This is a genomic window from Acinetobacter sp. Leaf130, from assembly GCF_001423205.1.
GTDB classification, from domain to species: domain Bacteria; phylum Pseudomonadota; class Gammaproteobacteria; order Pseudomonadales; family Moraxellaceae; genus Acinetobacter; species Acinetobacter calcoaceticus.
The window spans coordinates 127753-145475 of the sequence record NZ_LMOE01000007.1; the positions used below are offsets into that span (position 1 = coordinate 127753).

At 38.2% G+C, this 17723-nt stretch carries 14 protein-coding genes; 6 read left to right on the top strand and 8 right to left on the bottom strand.

The genetic code is table 11. From position 1 onward, the window contains the following. Window positions 1-191: 191 nt before the first annotated feature. On the bottom strand, window positions 192-695 hold the full coding sequence (gene elsL, locus ASF86_RS15360) for a cell wall-recycling L,D-carboxypeptidase ElsL (protein ID WP_056483369.1): 504 nt from the start codon (window positions 693-695) through the stop codon (window positions 192-194). A 279-nt stretch (window positions 696-974) separates the two neighbouring features. Further along, the gene (locus tag ASF86_RS15365; protein WP_056483371.1) at window positions 975-1334 is read right to left on the bottom strand and encodes a YbaN family protein; all 360 of its coding nucleotides are present in this window, start codon (window positions 1332-1334) and stop codon (window positions 975-977) included. A 103-nt stretch (window positions 1335-1437) separates the two neighbouring features. Between ASF86_RS15365 and ASF86_RS15370 the strand changes: the two genes are divergently transcribed. From ASF86_RS15370 to dapE, 3 genes are all read left to right on the top strand, one after another. Next, a complete protein-coding gene (locus ASF86_RS15370) occupies window positions 1438-2319 on the top strand; it encodes a DUF1853 family protein (RefSeq protein ID WP_056483374.1) in 882 nt (293 codons plus the stop codon). 122 nt (window positions 2320-2441) lie between these two features. Further along, the gene (locus ASF86_RS15375; protein ID WP_003655297.1) at window positions 2442-2585 is read left to right on the top strand and encodes an entericidin A/B family lipoprotein; all 144 of its coding nucleotides are present in this window, start codon (window positions 2442-2444) and stop codon (window positions 2583-2585) included. 125 nt (window positions 2586-2710) lie between these two features. Continuing rightward, window positions 2711-3847: a succinyl-diaminopimelate desuccinylase gene (dapE, locus tag ASF86_RS15380; protein WP_056483376.1), complete on the top strand. Its 1137-nt coding sequence runs from the start codon at window positions 2711-2713 to the stop codon at window positions 3845-3847. Between the two features lie 37 nt (window positions 3848-3884). Here the strand turns inward: dapE and ASF86_RS15385 are convergent, their stop codons facing one another. The 6 genes from ASF86_RS15385 to pilG form a co-directional block, all read right to left on the bottom strand. Next, window positions 3885-4352, bottom strand: a complete 468-nt coding sequence (locus ASF86_RS15385) for a hypothetical protein (RefSeq protein WP_056483379.1) — start codon at window positions 4350-4352, stop codon at window positions 3885-3887. Continuing rightward, window positions 4352-8857 carry a hybrid sensor histidine kinase/response regulator gene (locus tag ASF86_RS15390; protein ID WP_056483381.1) on the bottom strand — a complete coding sequence of 1502 codons (4506 nt, stop codon included), beginning with the start codon at window positions 8855-8857 and terminating at the stop codon, window positions 4352-4354. Before ASF86_RS15390 ends, ASF86_RS15385 begins: the two co-directional genes overlap by 1 nt. Window positions 8858-9005: 148 nt before the next feature. Then, window positions 9006-11087, bottom strand: coding sequence for a methyl-accepting chemotaxis protein (locus ASF86_RS15395; protein ID WP_017392491.1), 2082 nt, complete (start codon window positions 11085-11087; stop codon window positions 9006-9008). Between the two features lie 42 nt (window positions 11088-11129). After that, on the bottom strand, window positions 11130-11666 hold the full coding sequence (locus ASF86_RS15400) for a chemotaxis protein CheW (RefSeq protein WP_005309806.1): 537 nt from the start codon (window positions 11664-11666) through the stop codon (window positions 11130-11132). Between the two features lie 59 nt (window positions 11667-11725). Then, the gene (locus tag ASF86_RS15405; protein ID WP_005036319.1) at window positions 11726-12088 is read right to left on the bottom strand and encodes a response regulator; all 363 of its coding nucleotides are present in this window, start codon (window positions 12086-12088) and stop codon (window positions 11726-11728) included. A gap of 23 nt (window positions 12089-12111) precedes the next feature. Beyond that, a complete protein-coding gene (gene pilG / locus ASF86_RS15410) occupies window positions 12112-12495 on the bottom strand; it encodes a twitching motility response regulator PilG (RefSeq protein ID WP_000389061.1) in 384 nt (127 codons plus the stop codon). Window positions 12496-12780: 285 nt separating this feature from the next. Between pilG and ASF86_RS15415 the strand changes: the two genes are divergently transcribed. The 3 genes from ASF86_RS15415 (at window position 12781) to ASF86_RS15425 (ending at window position 17711) form a co-directional block, all read left to right on the top strand. After that, window positions 12781-13419: a hypothetical protein gene (locus ASF86_RS15415; RefSeq protein ID WP_056483384.1), complete on the top strand. Its 639-nt coding sequence runs from the start codon at window positions 12781-12783 to the stop codon at window positions 13417-13419. 68 nt (window positions 13420-13487) lie between these two features. Then, a complete protein-coding gene (locus tag ASF86_RS15420; RefSeq protein WP_081407735.1) occupies window positions 13488-14597 on the top strand; it encodes an efflux RND transporter periplasmic adaptor subunit in 1110 nt (369 codons plus the stop codon). Between the two features lie 15 nt (window positions 14598-14612). Next, window positions 14613-17711 (top strand): efflux RND transporter permease subunit, encoded by a 3099-nt coding sequence (locus tag ASF86_RS15425; RefSeq protein ID WP_056483389.1) that lies wholly within the window; start codon window positions 14613-14615, stop codon window positions 17709-17711. Window positions 17712-17723 lie beyond the last annotated feature (12 nt).

The window sequence follows — 17723 nt, forward strand, 5'->3', positions numbered from 1 at the left end:
TTTGTGAGGTGCATTATAGAGAATCTTTAACAGGTGTCAAACGCTTTTCGACTTCTTTTTAAAAAAATGCGAATGAATGATTAAAAATAAGTCATTATTAAGTAAAAAACAATTTTTTGTATTTTATTTAAACACTTATTTCAATATTTTCTGCATTTACACCGCTAATCAAGAATAGATAAAACTCGTACTCAGGTTAAAGGTTGTTCAGACAAATAAACTAATGCATCTTCGGCAACTAAATCAAATAGCTCAATGATTTCTTCATTACGCATTCGAACACACCCATGTGACATTGGCACCCCCATTGGTTGCGTGTCTGGAGTTCCATGAATGTAGATATAACGTTGCATAGTGTCGTGGCCTTCCCCTTTATTAAACCCAGTCTCTAGACCATCTAACCAGAGAATACGAGAAAGTATCCAGTCTCGCTCAGGATATCGCGCAGCTAACTCAGTGCTATAAACCTCCCCTGTTGGCTTACGTGCGATAAAAACTGCATTTTTGGGAGACTCTGCACCAATTTTCTTCGCCACTCTATGCCATCCACGTGGTGTTCTACCCGTGTTTTCCTGCTCACCAATTCCATTCTTTCCTGTAGAAATGACATAAAACTTATTATGTTTAGGCAAAGTTAATGTTTGGTTTGCTAAATCGATGAGAACATCAGCATCTTCGAACTTAAATTGAGACATTGAACTTATTCTCTTATATCAACTCAAATATTTTGAGTTTAGCTAAAAAATTATTGTAAGGGCTTCTGTTGCACTGAAAATAAAAGATTATCAATCTTGTTATATCTACGTGCAGTTTCACTGCTTGTCTTGCGCCAAAATAAAAGATTATCAATCTTCTTTTATCTACGCGCGGTTTGACCGCTTGTCTTGCGCCAAAATTAAAAGATTATCAATCTTCTTTTATCTACGCGCAGTTTCACTGCTTGTTTTGAGCCAAAATAAAAGATTATCAATCTTTTATTTTGGCTCAGGGCGTAGCCATAACCAAACTGCAACGATGAACATAGTAATATCAGTAAAAGCCTTGACCAAAAGTGGCGCTGAAGTAAATAGCATTATAATTCCGCTAATTGCCATCATTATGCTTGCAATCCACTTCGCTTTACGAGGTACTGTGCCATTGGCTCGCCAATTACGTAATGTTGGTCCATATTTAGGGTGATTTAACAACCAATCATCCATTTGTGGCCAGCCTTTTGAAGCAGCCCAAGCAGCCAGAATCAAAAACACTGTTGTCGGCATACCTGGTAAAATTGCTCCAATAATGCCTAGCGTGATAAAAAACACGACTAAAGAGCGCCAGAACAATGTTCGCATATATAAACCTTAACCTGCTGTTGGCGTTAGTATAAAGTGTTTTTCTAATGTTTTTTGTTGATCCGTTATGAAATTAGGATGAATTACTTCGAGTATTAAATGTATGAATATTGCCTCAGTTAAAACGTCCTATTTCGAACCATGGCTACAATTTCAACATCCTATAGTTCGACAGCTGGCATTTTGTATTGCTAGTCCAAATTTACTTTCCCAACTACCAAAAAGTCTATATATACAACATCATTTTAAGCTACATCCAACCGAAGTATGGGAAAGTCATTTTCAAAATTATTTGCCACGTTTAAAAAAACTCGATCAGTCCCCAGAACCTTTAATTCAGTTTTTATCTCAGCTTAAAAGTACACGTTTAGGTTTGCGCTTTGAGCATCTACTCTGGTTTTGGCTACAAGAGGATCAGTACCATCCCTACCAATTATTGGGACATAGTATTCAAAAAATTGAGGGGGCAAAAACATTAGGCGAGCTGGATTTTTTAATTTTAAATAAAGACACTCAAAAAATTGAACATTGGGAGGTCGCCTTAAAATATTATCTCGGTGAGTCAGATTTACATTTAGAACAATGGATTGGCCTGAACCGTCAGGATACTTTAAGCAAAAAGCTTTACCACTTTACCAACAAACAATTTCAATTTCTTGAAGCATTAAACTTTGAAATTCATCAACGCTTTGCAGTTTTAAAGGGACAACTTTATCTGCCTTTAGAGTTAAATTTACAGCAGCCTCTACCTGACTGGATCAATTTAAAGCGTCGTTTGGGCTATTGGGGCACCACAATTCCTCATTCTTCTTTTTATCGATTAGAAAGGCACGAATGGCTGTGTCCAAATAAAAAGCCTAGTTCCGCCCCAGCACACTGGTGGACAGACGGCTTATATTGTAAAAATGGTCAGGAAGTTCTGTTTTATATGTTTAGACACCCTTCACACTTAAAATTGAAGTCCAACATGCAGAAATTTAAATAATTAACAATAAATTTAAGATTCTAGACACATTTTATAACGTTTTTACTATTAAACAGTCATGTTTCTTTTTCCGTTTGTTTTTTAATCTAAATTTACTTCATTATTAAATTTAAACGGAGAAAATGATGAAAAAAGTTTTAGCTGCTTCTGTAATGATTGCTGTTGTTTTAACAGGCTGTAATACGTTTAAGGGTTTTGGTAAAGATGTTTCTAAAGCAGGTGATGCTGTAACGAATACTGCTGAAAAAACACAAGATAAAATGTAAGTTAGAGTTGTCACTACAAAACCTTATCATTCCGATAAGGTTTTTTTATTTTTACGTACCCATCACGTAGAGATTCGCCTATTATATCGGACTATATTTCACCTGATCAGCACGCAATTTCCGGTATGAACCATTCAGATACTCTCTCGCTTAGCCTAGAACTTTTACAACAACCTTCTGTTACTCCAATTGATCATACTTGCCAGACCATCATGGCAGACCGTTTAAGCCAAGTTGGTTTTCATATTGAACCAATGCGTTTTGGTGAGGTAGATAATCTCTGGGCACGTCGTGGAACTGAAGAACCTGTATTTTGTTTTGCAGGTCATACTGACGTAGTCCCGACAGGTAAATTAGAAGCATGGAATTCAGACCCATTTGCACCTGAAATCCGCGATGGAAAATTATATGGTCGCGGTTCGGCAGATATGAAGACAGCTTTGGCAGCCATGGTTGTCGCATCTGAGCGTTTTGTAGCAAAACATCCAGACCATAAAGGATCTATCGCATTTCTGATTACTTCTGATGAAGAAGGTCCTGCGGTTAACGGTACGGTCAAGGTTATTGAGACTCTTGAAGAACGTAATGAAAAAATTAAATGGTGTTTGGTAGGTGAACCCTCAAGTACTCATAAATTAGGTGATATTGTTAAAAATGGGCGTCGTGGCTCACTCAATGCAGTATTAAAGGTCCAAGGTAAACAAGGTCATGTGGCTTATCCACATTTAGCACTAAACCCAATTCATGAAGCATCACCTGCTTTAACAGAGCTATGCCAAAGCGTTTGGGATAATGGAAATGAATATTTCCCAGCAACATCATTTCAGATTTCAAATATTCATGCTGGAACTGGTGCAACCAACGTAATTCCAGGTACTTTAGAAGTTACTTTTAACTTCCGTTATTCAACAGAAGTGACTGCTGAACAACTTAAACAACGCGTTCATGAGATTTTAGATAAACACGGTTTACAATATGAAATCGTTTGGAATCTCTCTGGTTTGCCTTTCCTGACTCCAGTTGGTGAACTCGTTAATGCGGCTCAAACTGCTATTTTAAATGTAACTGGCACTGAAACTGAGCTTTCAACAAGTGGTGGTACTTCTGACGGACGTTTTATTGCTCCAACTGGCGCACAGGTATTGGAGTTAGGCGTTCTTAACGCAACAATTCATCAAATTAATGAACATGTTGACGTACATGACCTCGATCCATTGACTGATATTTATGAGCAAATTTTAGAAAATTTATTAGCTAAATAAAAATTAAAAAAGGAACTCAAAATGAGTTCCTTTTTTTTTATAGATGAAGCGAATTTTGAATATATTGCAAATTAGGAACGTGGTAGCGCTGATTCTCCATACGCACATATTTAAATACAGTTGGGTGCTGCAAAGAGTCCTGTATATCTTCGTTTTCATCTACGACTTCAGAAATACGCAGACGAACTGAAAGTGGCATCGATTTACATATGAGTGCAAAACGTTGGCTGATATCTTCACTTTCAATAACTAATGCCACCGCTCGCGAATCAATTTCATTATGCACTGTATAGACTGGAAGTTTTACATCATGCCATTCAATATGCTTAATACCATTTTTAACATCCATAGCTGATAACACTATGTTTTGAGGCAATAGCATCGGCACTTGCTGATCGCATTCAATAATATATGCATCAATAAAACCAGTTGAAACAGTAATTAAATGTTGAAGTTCTTGCTGATCCATTTCATTAATTAAAGATGTACTGATATGACTCTTCATTAGGCAAGTTCCTCTTCACGTGTCGTGAAAAAAGCATCAATATTGTGAAGTAAGTCTTCTTCTTGGAAAGGTTTACCCATGTATTGGTTAACCCCTAAAGTAAATGCTCGTTCACGGTGTTTTTCGCCAGTTCTAGATGTAATCATAATGACTGGCATATCTTGATGTAGATCATGATGTCGTACGAGGTTAAGTACCTCAAAGCCATCCATTCGCGGCATTTCGATATCAAGCAGCATCAGATCTGGTTTAATATTTTCCAACTGCTCAATTGCATCGATACCATCTTTAGCAGTGACTACGTCATAGCCCTGACGTTCGAGTAAACGAGTCGTTACCTTACGGACTGTGACAGAGTCATCTACAATCATAATGAGACGGCGTTCATCAGACTCACGTTGTCTATAGATAGCTTCATTAAGCTGCTTATGTCGGCGGGTAGACTGAATTTGGCGAGCAATATTTTGTCCATCTAAAATTAGACAAACTTGACCATCACCTAAAATAGTTGCACCTGCAATCGCACCAATACTAGAGAACTGCTGCCCGATTGGCTTGACCACAATCTGCGCACGTGAACCAATAAGCTGATCAACCAATAATGCAATTGTTTGTCCATTATTGGTTTTAATCATTAATACTGGTAGTGAATACATCATCCCGCTTAAACGTGGAATTGGTTGATTACCAACAAACTCAGATAAATAACGTAATGGATAGCGTTTATTTTCAAATTCAAAGAATTCTTGTGCACTTCCAAAATACTGTTCTAATGATGTTGGTGAAACTCGAACAATTCGATCAATTTGAGCCAAAGGAATTGCAAATTGTTGATCAGCCACTTTAACCATTAAGGCATCACTAACAGCTACTGTGGTTGGAACACGTATGGTAAAGATTGTTCCTTGCCCATACACAGAGTCCACACTCACATGTCCGCCCAAAGCTTTAATATCACTTTGTACAACATCTAGTCCTACACCACGACCTGAAATCTGAGTGACTTGATCGGCTGTACTTAACCCTGGATGGAAAATCAACTGTAAAATATCTTGATGTTCTAATACTTGTTCAGAATTGATTAAACCAGACAATAGGGCCTTTTGACGGACCTTCTCGATATCAATACCTCGGCCATCATCCTTAAATGTAACAACAACATCCGTACCTTGACGATGAATATTCAGTTCAATACGTCCAGTTTCTGGTTTTCGCACTTGTTCACGTTGCACACGATCTTCTAGACCATGGTCAATTGCATTTCGAAGCATGTGCTCAAGTGGCGTAACCAAACGTTCTAGCATTGTCCGGTCTAATTCACCTTCGGTATTATTAACAAAAAGCTCTGCTGGTCGATCCAACGCAGTAGAAGTCTGCCTCACAATTCTTTGTAAACGAGGTAGCAATCGAGAAAATGGTACTAATCGTGTTCGCATTAGCCCTTCTTGAATTTCGGCCTGAATACGTGACTGCTGTACCAGCAAACTTTCAGTGTCTCTGATTTTTTCAGATAATGTATTTTTAAAATCCACTAAATCCGATGCAGATTCGGCAAGTGATTTCGATAATTGATTCAATGAAGAATATTGGTCCATCTCTAGAGGATCAAATTCTGTATAACGAGAGTGCTCAATACCGTGTTTTGCAATAATCTGACTTTCTAATTCGCCTTCCATTCGACGTAACTGGTCTGCTAGTCGTTGAATGGCTAACTCCATTTCCACTAACGTATGACCAAATTGACTGAGATCCATTTCAATTCGTGAACGGTTAATCGAATTTTCACCAGACAAATCAATCATTTTCTCAATTAAATCTGCCGAAACCCGAATCATCTCATTATTTTGTTCAAGATGCCGCGTTTGTTCCCATGCCCCCATCATTGGCGGTGGTTCTGCCCCATCACCTTGCACAAAGCTCATTACAGGTTCAATGCTAAATAGATCAGTTCTGGTCAACTTACTTGGAATTTGTATTGCAGTTTCAATAAACTGAATATTTTCTAAACTTTGTTGTAAACCATCGAAATGTTGATAATTTTGCTTGAAAATTGCCTCTTTTAACCAAACAATCGCACTCTCTAGCAAGTTGTCATAAATATTTGAGCTAAAATGATAAAGCGCAAATTTTTCAAAAGCGTTTTCAAGTTGATAAGCAATCGCTTGTACGGTTTCAAGTCCCACCATACGGGAACCACCTTTCAAGCTGTGCACTGCCCTTTGTAGCTGAAGCAAGATACTACGATTGGTACGCTGCTCAAACCACTGCTTTAATAGGTGATCGGCCATCTCTAACAACTCGGCCGCTTCCTCCATAAAGGTCTGCTCGACAACAGAGTCAATATCCTGATCTTGGATACTGTCTGTATAGCCTTCTGCATCAAAAACTTGTAATTCTTTGTACTCAACAAGTCTATTATTAGGCTCAACAATCTGCTCAAAATTAGAAGTTAACTCATCGAGATTTAACGCAGTATTGTGTATAGCTTCTTGTTGTAATACTTCAAAACTTGATTCCGGTATAACATCTGTTTCAGACTCTGCTTGCATCTCTTTAGCAGCAGACCCGAGGGAATTATATACCTTACCTGCATTCTTAAGCGCTTGAATAGTATGAGAAGCAGCATAATCTAGGTGCTGTTCACGTACTATTTGTAGGCGATCAGCTAAATCATCTTGGACCAGACGGATAAAATCGATGAGAGCAGATGAAGTAATTAACTGTCTTTGAATTAAGCGCTCATAAATACTTTCTAATTCATGTGCAATTAAACCAATATAATTTGCCTGAATCATATTTGCCCCACCTTTTAAGGTATGCAAATAGCGCATCAGATTATTAAGAGCAGCAAAGTTCTCTTGATCATTAACCCAAATATTAAGATCTGTATCCATTCCTTCAAGCAACTCATCGGCTTCTTCAAGAAAAATATCTAACAGTTCTGGATCAAAATAACGGTTTACGTGCTCAGTAGACATGAACTGGCGATCTAAATGCACACTCTGACTCATGACTACATGATCAGTTAATACACTTTCGATAGATACTGAAGATTCATTTGCTGTTTGTTCTATATCAGCACTAAATAGTGACTCAACGACTTCCTGATGATTGTCTAATGGTTCAGAATTAAGGCTTGGAATATATTGAGTATATAGTTTTAGCTCTTCCAAAATATTTTGGTGTTGCTCAATAATACTAACTCTTTGACCTGCAGCTAATGCATCAAATAACTGAATTAATTGTTGATGTGCTTTCTGATAAATTTCAAAAACATAATCTGATTGTAATAAATCAGGTCGATCAAGCAATACGTCATAGCTATCTTTCAGCTGGTTCGTATATTCATATAAACCAACCATGGCCTGCGACTGAGTATGTTGCAATAACAAATCAGCTTGTTCACTTAAACGTTCAAGATAATGAGGAAACTCAGAACGAATTCCTTTCTCAAAATCTAACTCTGCATCAAGTAATTCTGAAACATCGAGCTGTAACAGCTGAGATACTAAACCATGTGGAGGCGTGAGCGGGCTCGCATGCTCCCCATGTTGTTCCATATAAGCATCCCAAACCTGATTGAACTGTTTCAGGTTAGAGTCTAATTGCTCATTAGAGCAATGTGCAGCCAACAGATCTAAACAATTTCGAATAAACTGACGGTAATCACGGAGTAGTAAAATTTCTTCTGAATGAGAAGAAAGCTCTTCTTGTAATAGAATTTTGAATAAATGCTCAACCTTGGTACTGGCATCAAAAATTGCTTCTACCTGAGCCATTGCCGAGCTGCCGCGCAACGTATGTAATGCACGGATTAGCGCATTGTAACTCTCGTGCTGATGTATTTCTTGTTCTAAGAACTGATCGATGGTCGCTAAGTGCTCCTCCGCTTCTTCCATAAATAAAACTAAGGTTTCAGCAAGGTTATGTTCACTTTCTACGGCGGTTTTTAGAGTTAAATTATCTGATTCCTGTTCTAAATCCCCCACCTCTAAACCAGTCTTAGTTTCAGCAGTGAGAGTATCCGACAATAATAAAAGTTTTTCTAAAGCAGGCTCTAAACTTTGCTGTTGTTGTAATTGTTGTCCCAATAAAATAAGAGGTCTAAAATCTACTGCATGTTCCTTTTTAGATTTAAAGTCATCTACTAATTTAAAGAAATAGAACTTAAATACCAACTGAACATATTGTTGGATGTTAGGAGTTAATGTGAGACTCTCATTGATTACCCGATTAAGCGTATCTTCTACAGTCCAAGCAAGCTCAGCAGAGGATTTCGCTGCAATCATTCGCCCTGAACCTTTCAAGGTATGAAAATGGCGACGGATCTCAGTCAGCGTAGCAACATTTTTAGATTGCATCCATTCATGAATCAAAGATTGCAATTCAACAAAAATTTCTTCAATTTCTTCAACGAAGATATCAAGAAATTCAGCATCTTGTTGAGAATAGCTATCTTCCGGTAGCATCATTGCTTCAGTTAAAGTTTTTAATATTTCTTTCATAGCAAAGGCTTCTTTTGCTTGTCCCCTAAATGGAGAAAAACGACAGAGTCAACACCAGATAAATAGCTGTGTCCCCAATACTTATCTGGTGTTGTTAATACTTTTTAGAAGAATAGCTAGTATAGAAACAGCTATCCTCGTCCCCAATTTAATCAGGTAATTTAAAGTCCGTTACCGATTCACGTAATGACTCTGCCATATTTGCTAATTCAGAAACAGAACGCGCTGTATCGAATGTCGCAGTTGTCGTTTGCGAAGTAATTTCTTGTACGACGGTCATGGTTGTAGCAATGTGACTCGCAGATGCAGACTGAAGTTTTGCTGCATCAGAAATGTTGGCCATCAAGTTTGCCAAGTCACCAGATACTTTTTGAATCTCGTCCAAGGCAATACCTGCATCTTTTGCCAAGTTCGCTCCGCGCACAACCTCGGTGGTTGTTTGTTCCATTGAAATAACAGCTTCATTCGTATCGGTCTGAATTGTTTTAACCAGAGTTTCGATCTGTTTAGTTGCCGATGCAGAACGTTCTGCAAGACGCTGTACTTCGTCTGCAACCACGGCAAAACCACGCCCTGCTTCACCTGCCATAGATGCTTGAATTGCTGCATTTAATGCAAGAATGTTTGTTTGGTCTGCAATGTCATTAATTAGCGATACGATGTTACCAATTTCTTGTGAAGACTCACCCAAACGTTTAATACGTTTAGAGGTTTCCTGAATCTGTTCACGAATCGTGTCCATACCTTCAATTGAACGGTTTACTACTTGTGCTCCATTAGAAGCAATTTGTACCGAACGTTCTGCTACTTCGGTAGATTCAGATGCATTTGAAGATACTTGGTCAATTGATTGCGCCATTTCATTCATTGCGGTTGAAGCGCCAGCAATTTCTTGTGCCTGATGCTCTGATGCTTCTGCCAACTGGTTAGTAATATTTTGTGTATCCTGCGTATAGCGGGCAACTTCCTGTGAAGTTTCATGAATTCGGGATACAAGATCACGTAATTGGTCAATCGCGAAGTTAATCGAGTCGGCAATCGCTCCAGTAAAGTCCTCAGATACCGTTGCATATGAACGCAAGTCACCATCTGCCAAGTCGGCAATTTCATCTAGTAAACGTAAAATCGCGTTTTGGTTACGGTCATATTCTTCTTGCAAGGTAGCTACACGTTGTTTATCTGCTTTACTACGAAGTGATAAAAGCTTTAAGACCGAGCTAATTAAGCCAAGAAGTGACAATGTAAGAAGTGCAACTAAAGTAAAGGCTTTCCAACCATAGTGTGTTTGCTCAGAAAGATTACCCAATGCAGATAACATCTCATCAGATTCTGAGAAGATCTCACCTGATGACTGACGTACGTTTACAATCTGATCCGTATGTTTAAGAACTGATGCCGCTGCAGATTTTAAAACTTGATCATACTCAGATTTAATCCCTTCCAAAGACTCACGCACTTCTGGGGACTCAACTCTAGCAACACCCAATTCAGCATTTCCATTTAACTGCGCATTTAAATACACACCAAAGGTCTCAATATCGACACCAAAATCATGTGCTGAGGTCTGAGAGTTTTCTGTACCAACCAAAACGGAGTTAATAGAGCGTAAAATACGTTCTGCAATAAATACCTGGTTTTTAGCAATAATCACCTGATTGCTCGCTACTTTTTCGCGAACCATCTTATCGACCATCAAGTTATATTCAGCCTGAATCTCAGGAATAGAGTCACTAATCGAGATATTCATGTTGTATAACTGATTAATTACGTCCTGATGTGACGAGATCAAGTTAATGTCATAAGACAAAGCTTTCCACAGAACCGCAACCTTTTTGTATTCTTTTGAAGATGTACCATAAATATTTTCAACATCTTTCATATTTTCTGCAAAAAGTTTATTTGATTCAGCCAAGTCTTTCATGGCTTTAGGTGATCCAGAAGCCGTTGCTTCTGTAGCCTGTCTAGAAATAGTTTGTGACAATAAGCGCAACTCACCCAAACTACGTGTTAATTGGTTATGTCGAGGTACGCTATAAAATAAATAAACGAGCGAAGTTAAAGCAAATACTAAACATAACAACGCTACATAAAGGATAGGCTTGGACTTTTTACTTTCCCCAAATAAACTGGCGTATTGATCAATTTCCGACTGGATTTTTGCAATAAAATTGAGACCCGATTTTTCGGACGCAACACGATTGCCGCCTTTCTTTTTAAGCTTAAAGCCCATAGCTTCTCCCCAGAAAATACTCTGTTTTTCACAGCGTAAAAATTAGTTTATAAATTTTGTCGATGCATTCATGTAATGTGGGTTTTGCAATAAACGACTAAATAAAAAGACATGCCAATGCTGGTTATGTTGGTGAAAATAACCTTGGCAATAATCTTTTAGATTTTCCTCCAAGTCTAAGCTTTGAGAAAAAAAACTTTTTTTATTAAAGTGCTGAATCCCCAAGACCTGATCCACAACCAACCCCACATACTGGTCGTGATGGCTAATACATAAAACTTTTTGGGCAGACGAAAATGTACTTCGTTGCCCTGAAATAAAATGAGCCAAATCAGAAACCGAAAGTAACCGTCCCCGAATGTTCGCCAAACCCTTCACCCAACTTTGAGCATTTGGAACTGGCGTATATTTCGGTGGATAGATAACTTCTGACACTTCCCCAAGTGGTGCGACGAAGTATTGCCCTCTCATTTCAAAAGCAATCCCTGACCATCGCTGTGCTTCATTTTGAACTGAAGCGTAATTCTTATTACCCCGTTTAGACAAACGAAGTAACTCGATAAATCCATTCGCTGCCATACTCGATCCTATAAAACGGGCATATCACCCCGTTATTTATGTTTTTATGGATGGATGAGTTACTTTAGAAATTGTTTAATTACATCAATCAATTGCTTTTCTTCGATAGGTTTAATCAGATAGTCGATTGCACCTTGACGCTTGCCCCATACTCGGTCAGTTGCCTGATCTTTAGTACTCACGATTACCACAGGAATATGCTTAGTGTCTTCATCACGGGTAATCTGACGGGTTGCCTGAAAGCCATTTACACCTGGCATGACAACATCCATTAACACTAAGTCAGGTTGTTCTGCTTTTGCCAAAGTTACACCATCTGCACCATTAGATGCTTCAAGTACGTCATAACCATGCTTGGTTAGAATTTCTTTAAAACGAAAAGTTTCTGTTGGTGAATCATCAACAATGAGAATACGTGTCATTTCTTTGCCCTTAAATTACTTAATTATGAACTTACGTGATTACGAATCGCGTTTAACAATTCATCTTTGCTAAAAGGTTTCGTCAAGTATTCATCTGAACCTACCACACGCCCTTTTGCCTGATCAAATAAACCATCTTTACTAGAGAGCATGATAACGGGAATGTTCTGATAATTTTGAGAGTTTTTAATCAAAGCGCAAGTTTGATAACCATCTAAACGAGGCATCATGATATCGACAAAAACAATATCTGGATTTGCTTCTGCAATTTTGGACAAAGCTTCAAATCCATCCACCGCAGTAATCACTTCACAGCCTTCTCGCTGTAATAAAGTTTCGGCTGTACGGCGAATGGTTTTTGAGTCATCAATTACCATTACTTTCAGATTTTGGAATGCATCTTCCATTTAATCTTCCATCCCCAATAAATATAAAATATAAATGCAATTTAACTTAAATTTGTTTTTACGCATTTATAAGCATTTTTAACATATCTCACGGTCTATTTTCAATGAGGCATTTTTGTCTACTTTCTCATTTATAAACAATAACTTTTAACCTCATCACACTTTAATTGAAATTATCATTTTTTTTATAATGACTATATTTTTATTCAGCTAAATAATAACTAATATAATAAAGATTAATTATTTAAAAATAAGCGATTTAGCTTTCTTTTCTGGGGATTTTCAATGAATGATTGGATGAAATATGCCTTTTATAGGAACTGCTTGTCTGTATCTATAGGCATTATTTCCTTCGGTTCACTCTTTTTCTGGGCTTCCACCCTTGCTATAGCCGATACTTCTAAAGTGGTCTGGTATCGTTATTATGATCAAAAGGGTACGGCCAATATCAGTACATCAGTCACACCTGCTCATATTCGTTATGGTTATGAAGTTCTAGATCAAAATATGCAAGTGATTAAAAGAAACCATTCTTATAATGCGCAGGCTGATTTAAATCAATCAAGTCAAAGAGCATTATCAGCACGACATAGAGAACTAGATATCAAATTAAAAAAAGCCTATAGCAATAGTAAGACAGCCACGATTAAAAGAGATCAAGCATTACTTGCTATAAAGAAGCAAATTAACTATCAACAGGAACAACTCGACCAGTTACAAGAAGACAAAATTTTATTTAAACGTCAAGAAATGGAATATTTCAGAAAGAGAGAAGTTATTCCTGAGCACCATAAGACGTTGATTGAGAACAATCTAAATAATATTTACAGGGTTAAACAAACACTTGAAACACTTTCCAAGACCTACAACCGTACCAACAGCGAGTATGAAAATATTATCGAACGTTTAAAAAAGCTTGAATAACTGTAAAGGTTTATCAAGAATAGGGGCAAAATAAAATTTGAATTATAGGATGATGCTGTATGCACAAAATGCATCTCACCCCTTCCACTATTTTTAAACTGAGTATTATTAGTTTATGTTTGATTTTAGCTGCATGTAATCAGCAAGAAACAACTAAAACAACAGCACCAGCTCCAGCAAAAATTGAACTCATTCCTCAAGACTTGATTGCAGTTAAAGAGGGAGCACTAGACTCTCAAACTGCTTTTACAGGAACGATTCGTGCGGTTCAGCAAAGTTCAATTCAGGCTCAAGTGAGCGCCACGGCGACAACTGTAACTACAAATGTTGGTCAACAGGTACAAAAAGGCCAAGTTTTAGTGAGATTGAATAATCAGGACAATGTTGCACGATTAGCCCAAGCGCGCGCCAACCTTGCATCAGCTCAATCACAAGCGGAACTTGCACGCAATTTAATGAACCGAAAGCAAAGACTGTTTAATCAAGGGTTTATTGCTCGTGTCGAGTTTGAACAGAGTCAGGTTGACTACAAAGGCCAACTTGAAAGTGTAAAAGCTCAACAAGCGAATGTTGATATTGCTCGAAAGGCTGATCAAGACGGAATTATTACCAGTCCAATTTCAGGTGTGATTACTAAACGGCAAGTAGAACCTGGTCAGACTGTATCGGTTGGACAAACGCTATTTGAAATCGTAAATCCAGACCAACTTGAAATACAGGCCAAGTTACCAATTGAACAGCAGTCTGCGCTTAAAATAGGTAACAGTATTCTATATCAGATTCAGGGAAATTCTAAACAATTAAACGCAACGCTTACTCGTATTTCACCTGTTGCAGATCAAGACAGTCGACAAATCGAATTTTTTGCAGTTCCTAAAGAAAAAATTGATTCGTTAAGCATAGGGGCTTTCATTAATGGAAATATTCTTCGTAGTGATACCAATCAAGGCCAAACGATTCCTTTAGACAGCATTCAAAATATGCAACATGATCCTTTTGTATGGGTGGTACGTAATCACACCATCCAAAAAGTTAAAATTCGAGTGATTGAACAGCGCTATAACGACAATATTGCTTTGATTGATAGTTTGCAAAGCACAGATCTGGTGAGCCGTATTCAATTTGAAGATTCCGACATTAATAAAAAAGTGACGGTTACAAACGACAAAAATAAATAAGGTAGCAAATAGCGTATGTGGTTTACTCGAATCAGTGTGAAATACCCCGTTTTTACTATTATGATGATGATCAGCTTAATGGTACTCGGGTTAGCTTCTTGGAAACGGATGACTGTTGAAGAGTTTCCAAATATAGATTTCCCATTCGTAGTAGTCACTACAGAATATGCTGGTGCTTCGCCTGAAGCTGTCGAATCAGATATTACTAAAAAACTCGAAGATCAAATCAATACGATTTCAGGCATTAAGCAAATTACCTCACGTTCAAGTGAAGGTTTTTCGATGGTCGTTGCAGAGTTTAACCTTGATACATCCTCAGCCATTGCAGCACAAGATGTTCGAGACAAAATTGCTCCCGTCGCAGCACAGTTCCGTGATGAAATTGATACACCAATTGTACAGCGCTACGACCCTTCCTCTAGTCCAATTATGTCAGTCGTATTTGAATCTACTAGCATGAATTTGGCTCAATTGAGTTCATATGTCGATAAACGGATCGTGCCTCAACTCAAAACCGTTTCAGGTGTCGGTAATGTGAATTTATTGGGGGATGCCAAACGACAAATACGAATAAAAATTCTTCCTGAGCAGTTGCAAAGTTACGGTATTGGCATCGATCAGGTCATTAATACGTTAAAAAATGAAAACATTGAAGTTCCTGCTGGAACCTTACAACAAAAGAACTCTGAACTGGTTGTACAGATTCAATCAAAGGTTATTCATCCCCTTGCATTTGGCGATTTGGTGATTGCCAATAAAAATGGTTCACCGATTTTTTTAAAGCAAGTCGCAACTGTTGAAGACACTCAAGCAGAACTACAATCAAGCGCTTTTTATAATGGTAAAACGGCTGTCTCTATTGATATTTTAAAAAGTTCCGATGCCAATGTAATTCAAGTCGTCGACAAAACTTATCAAACTTTAGAGAAGTTAAAAACTCAGATGCCTGCGGGTTTAAATTATAAAGTCGTAGCTGATAGCTCTAAAGGCATTCGTGCTTCAATTAAAGATGTTGCCCGCACTATTATTGAAGGTGCCGCCTTAGCAGTTTTAATTGTTTTATTATTTTTAGGCTCTTTCCGCTCTACCGTCATCACAGGTTTAACTTTACCCATTACCCTTCTTGGAACCCTAACTTTTATCTGGGCTTTTGGGTTTAGCATTAACATGATGACGCTGTTAGCCCTATCACTCAGTATTGGTCTATTAATTGATGATGCAATTGTAGTTCGGGAAAATATTGTAAGACATACAGAACTTGGCAAAGATCATGTCACAGCTGCCCTTGAAGGGACAAAAGAAATTGGTTTGGCTGTACTCGCAACTACGCTGACTATTGTGGCCGTCTTTTTACCGGTTGCCTTTATGGGCGGATTGATTGGACGTTTCTTTTATCAGTTTGGTGTAACAGTGAGTACCGCTGTTCTAATTTCAATGTTTATTAGCTTTACGCTCGATCCAATGCTTTCTGCTCACTGGAAAGATCCGGTCAAGAAAAAAGATAATTGGCTACAACGGTTTTTTGACCATATTTCTAATTTGCTAGATCGACTTAGTCATGTGTATGAAAAGCTATTAAAACTAGCTCTACGCTTCCGTTTCATTACGGTCATTATTGCAATCGCTTCATTATTTGCTGCATTAGGACTTTCTAAACTCATTGGAACCGAATTTGTACCTACCCCAGATAAAGGTGAAATTCGGATTCAGTTCGAAACTCCTGTAGACGCTTCTTTGGAATATACCCAAGCAAAACTCCATCAAGTTGACCAAATTATCAGACAATTTCCAGATGTCGTTTCAACTTATGGTGTTGTCAATAGTGGGGTTGATTCTGGTAAAAACCGCGCCGGTTTGGGGGTTACCTTAAAGCCGAAACAACAGCGAAAAAAGGATCTTAATACGCTCAATAATGAATTCCGCAATCGTTTGCAAACTGTAGCGGGCATTCGAGTTACATCTGTTGCAGCGGCACAAGATTCTGTCTCGGGCGGGCAAAAGCCAATCATGATTTCTATTAAAGGAACAGACTTAAATGAACTACAAAAAATTTCAGATCGTTTTATCGCTGAAATGGAAAAAATTAAAGGTGTAGTTGATTTAGAAAGCTCTTTGAAAGAACCAAAACCAACTTTGGGTGTTCATATTAATCGTGTACTGGCAAGTGATTTAGGCCTATCTGTTTCACAAATTGCCAATGCGATTCGTCCATTAATTGCTGGTGATAATGTAACAACATGGGAAGATCGGGATGGTGAAAACTATGACGTGAATGTCCGTTTAAACGAAAATAAACGTATGCTTCCGCAAGATGTTCAGAACCTATATCTCAACTCAAATAAAACCAATGCCAATGGGCAAAACATTTTAGTTCCACTTAGCGCAGTGGCAACAACTGAAGAGAAACTCGGTGCTTCACAAATTAATCGACGTGATCTTGAGCGTGAAGTGCTCATTGAGGCAAATACCTCGGGACGTCCTAGTGGCGATATTGGCCAAGACATCGATAAAATGCAAAAGGCGTTTAAGCTACCTGCGGGCTATACATTTGACACTCAAGGTGCCAATGCCGATATGGCAGAATCTGCCGGATATGCATTAACAGCAATTACCCTATCGATTGTATTTATCTATATTGTTTTAGGTTCTCAATTTAATAGCTTTATTCATCCAGCTGCGATTATGGCCTCTTTACCATTATCACTAATTGGCGTATTCCTTGCCCTCTTCTTGTTCCAAAGCACACTGAACCTGTTTTCGATTATTGGTATTATCATGCTTATGGGGCTTGTCACTAAAAACGCTATTTTGCTTATCGATTTTATTAAGAAAGCGATGGATCATGGTGTCAGCCGTTATGATGCTATTTTACAAGCTGGCAAAACCCGTTTACGCCCAATTTTAATGACCACAAGCGCCATGGTGATGGGTATGGTTCCATTAGCTTTAGGTCTTGGCGAAGGCGGTGAGCAAAGTGCACCAATGGCTCACGCTGTGATTGGGGGAGTGATTACCTCTACCCTATTGACTCTTGTGGTTGTACCCGTCATTTTCACTTATCTAGATGACTTGAAAAACTTTATGCTGCGTCAAACTCGACGATTCATGTCATAATGCAGCGATTAT

Excerpts from the sequence above, each read along its gene's own strand:
- elsL (WP_056483369.1), bottom strand. The coding sequence starts at position 695 with ATGTCTCAATTTAAGTTCGAAGATGCTGATGTTCTCATCGATTTAGCA.
- ASF86_RS15365 (WP_056483371.1), bottom strand. The coding sequence starts at position 1,334 with ATGCGAACATTGTTCTGGCGCTCTTTAGTCGTGTTTTTTATCACGCTA.
- ASF86_RS15370 (WP_056483374.1), top strand. The coding sequence starts at position 1,438 with ATGAATATTGCCTCAGTTAAAACGTCCTATTTCGAACCATGGCTACAA.
- ASF86_RS15375 (WP_003655297.1), top strand. The coding sequence starts at position 2,442 with ATGATGAAAAAAGTTTTAGCTGCTTCTGTAATGATTGCTGTTGTTTTA.
- dapE (WP_056483376.1), top strand. The coding sequence starts at position 2,711 with ATGAACCATTCAGATACTCTCTCGCTTAGCCTAGAACTTTTACAACAA.
- ASF86_RS15385 (WP_056483379.1), bottom strand. The coding sequence starts at position 4,352 with ATGAAGAGTCATATCAGTACATCTTTAATTAATGAAATGGATCAGCAA.
- ASF86_RS15390 (WP_056483381.1), bottom strand. The coding sequence starts at position 8,857 with ATGAAAGAAATATTAAAAACTTTAACTGAAGCAATGATGCTACCGGAA.
- ASF86_RS15395 (WP_017392491.1), bottom strand. The coding sequence starts at position 11,087 with ATGGGCTTTAAGCTTAAAAAGAAAGGCGGCAATCGTGTTGCGTCCGAA.
- ASF86_RS15400 (WP_005309806.1), bottom strand. The coding sequence starts at position 11,666 with ATGGCAGCGAATGGATTTATCGAGTTACTTCGTTTGTCTAAACGGGGT.
- ASF86_RS15405 (WP_005036319.1), bottom strand. The coding sequence starts at position 12,088 with ATGACACGTATTCTCATTGTTGATGATTCACCAACAGAAACTTTTCGT.
- pilG (WP_000389061.1), bottom strand. The coding sequence starts at position 12,495 with ATGGAAGATGCATTCCAAAATCTGAAAGTAATGGTAATTGATGACTCA.
- ASF86_RS15415 (WP_056483384.1), top strand. The coding sequence starts at position 12,781 with ATGAATGATTGGATGAAATATGCCTTTTATAGGAACTGCTTGTCTGTA.
- ASF86_RS15420 (WP_081407735.1), top strand. The coding sequence starts at position 13,488 with ATGCATCTCACCCCTTCCACTATTTTTAAACTGAGTATTATTAGTTTA.
- ASF86_RS15425 (WP_056483389.1), top strand. The coding sequence starts at position 14,613 with ATGTGGTTTACTCGAATCAGTGTGAAATACCCCGTTTTTACTATTATG.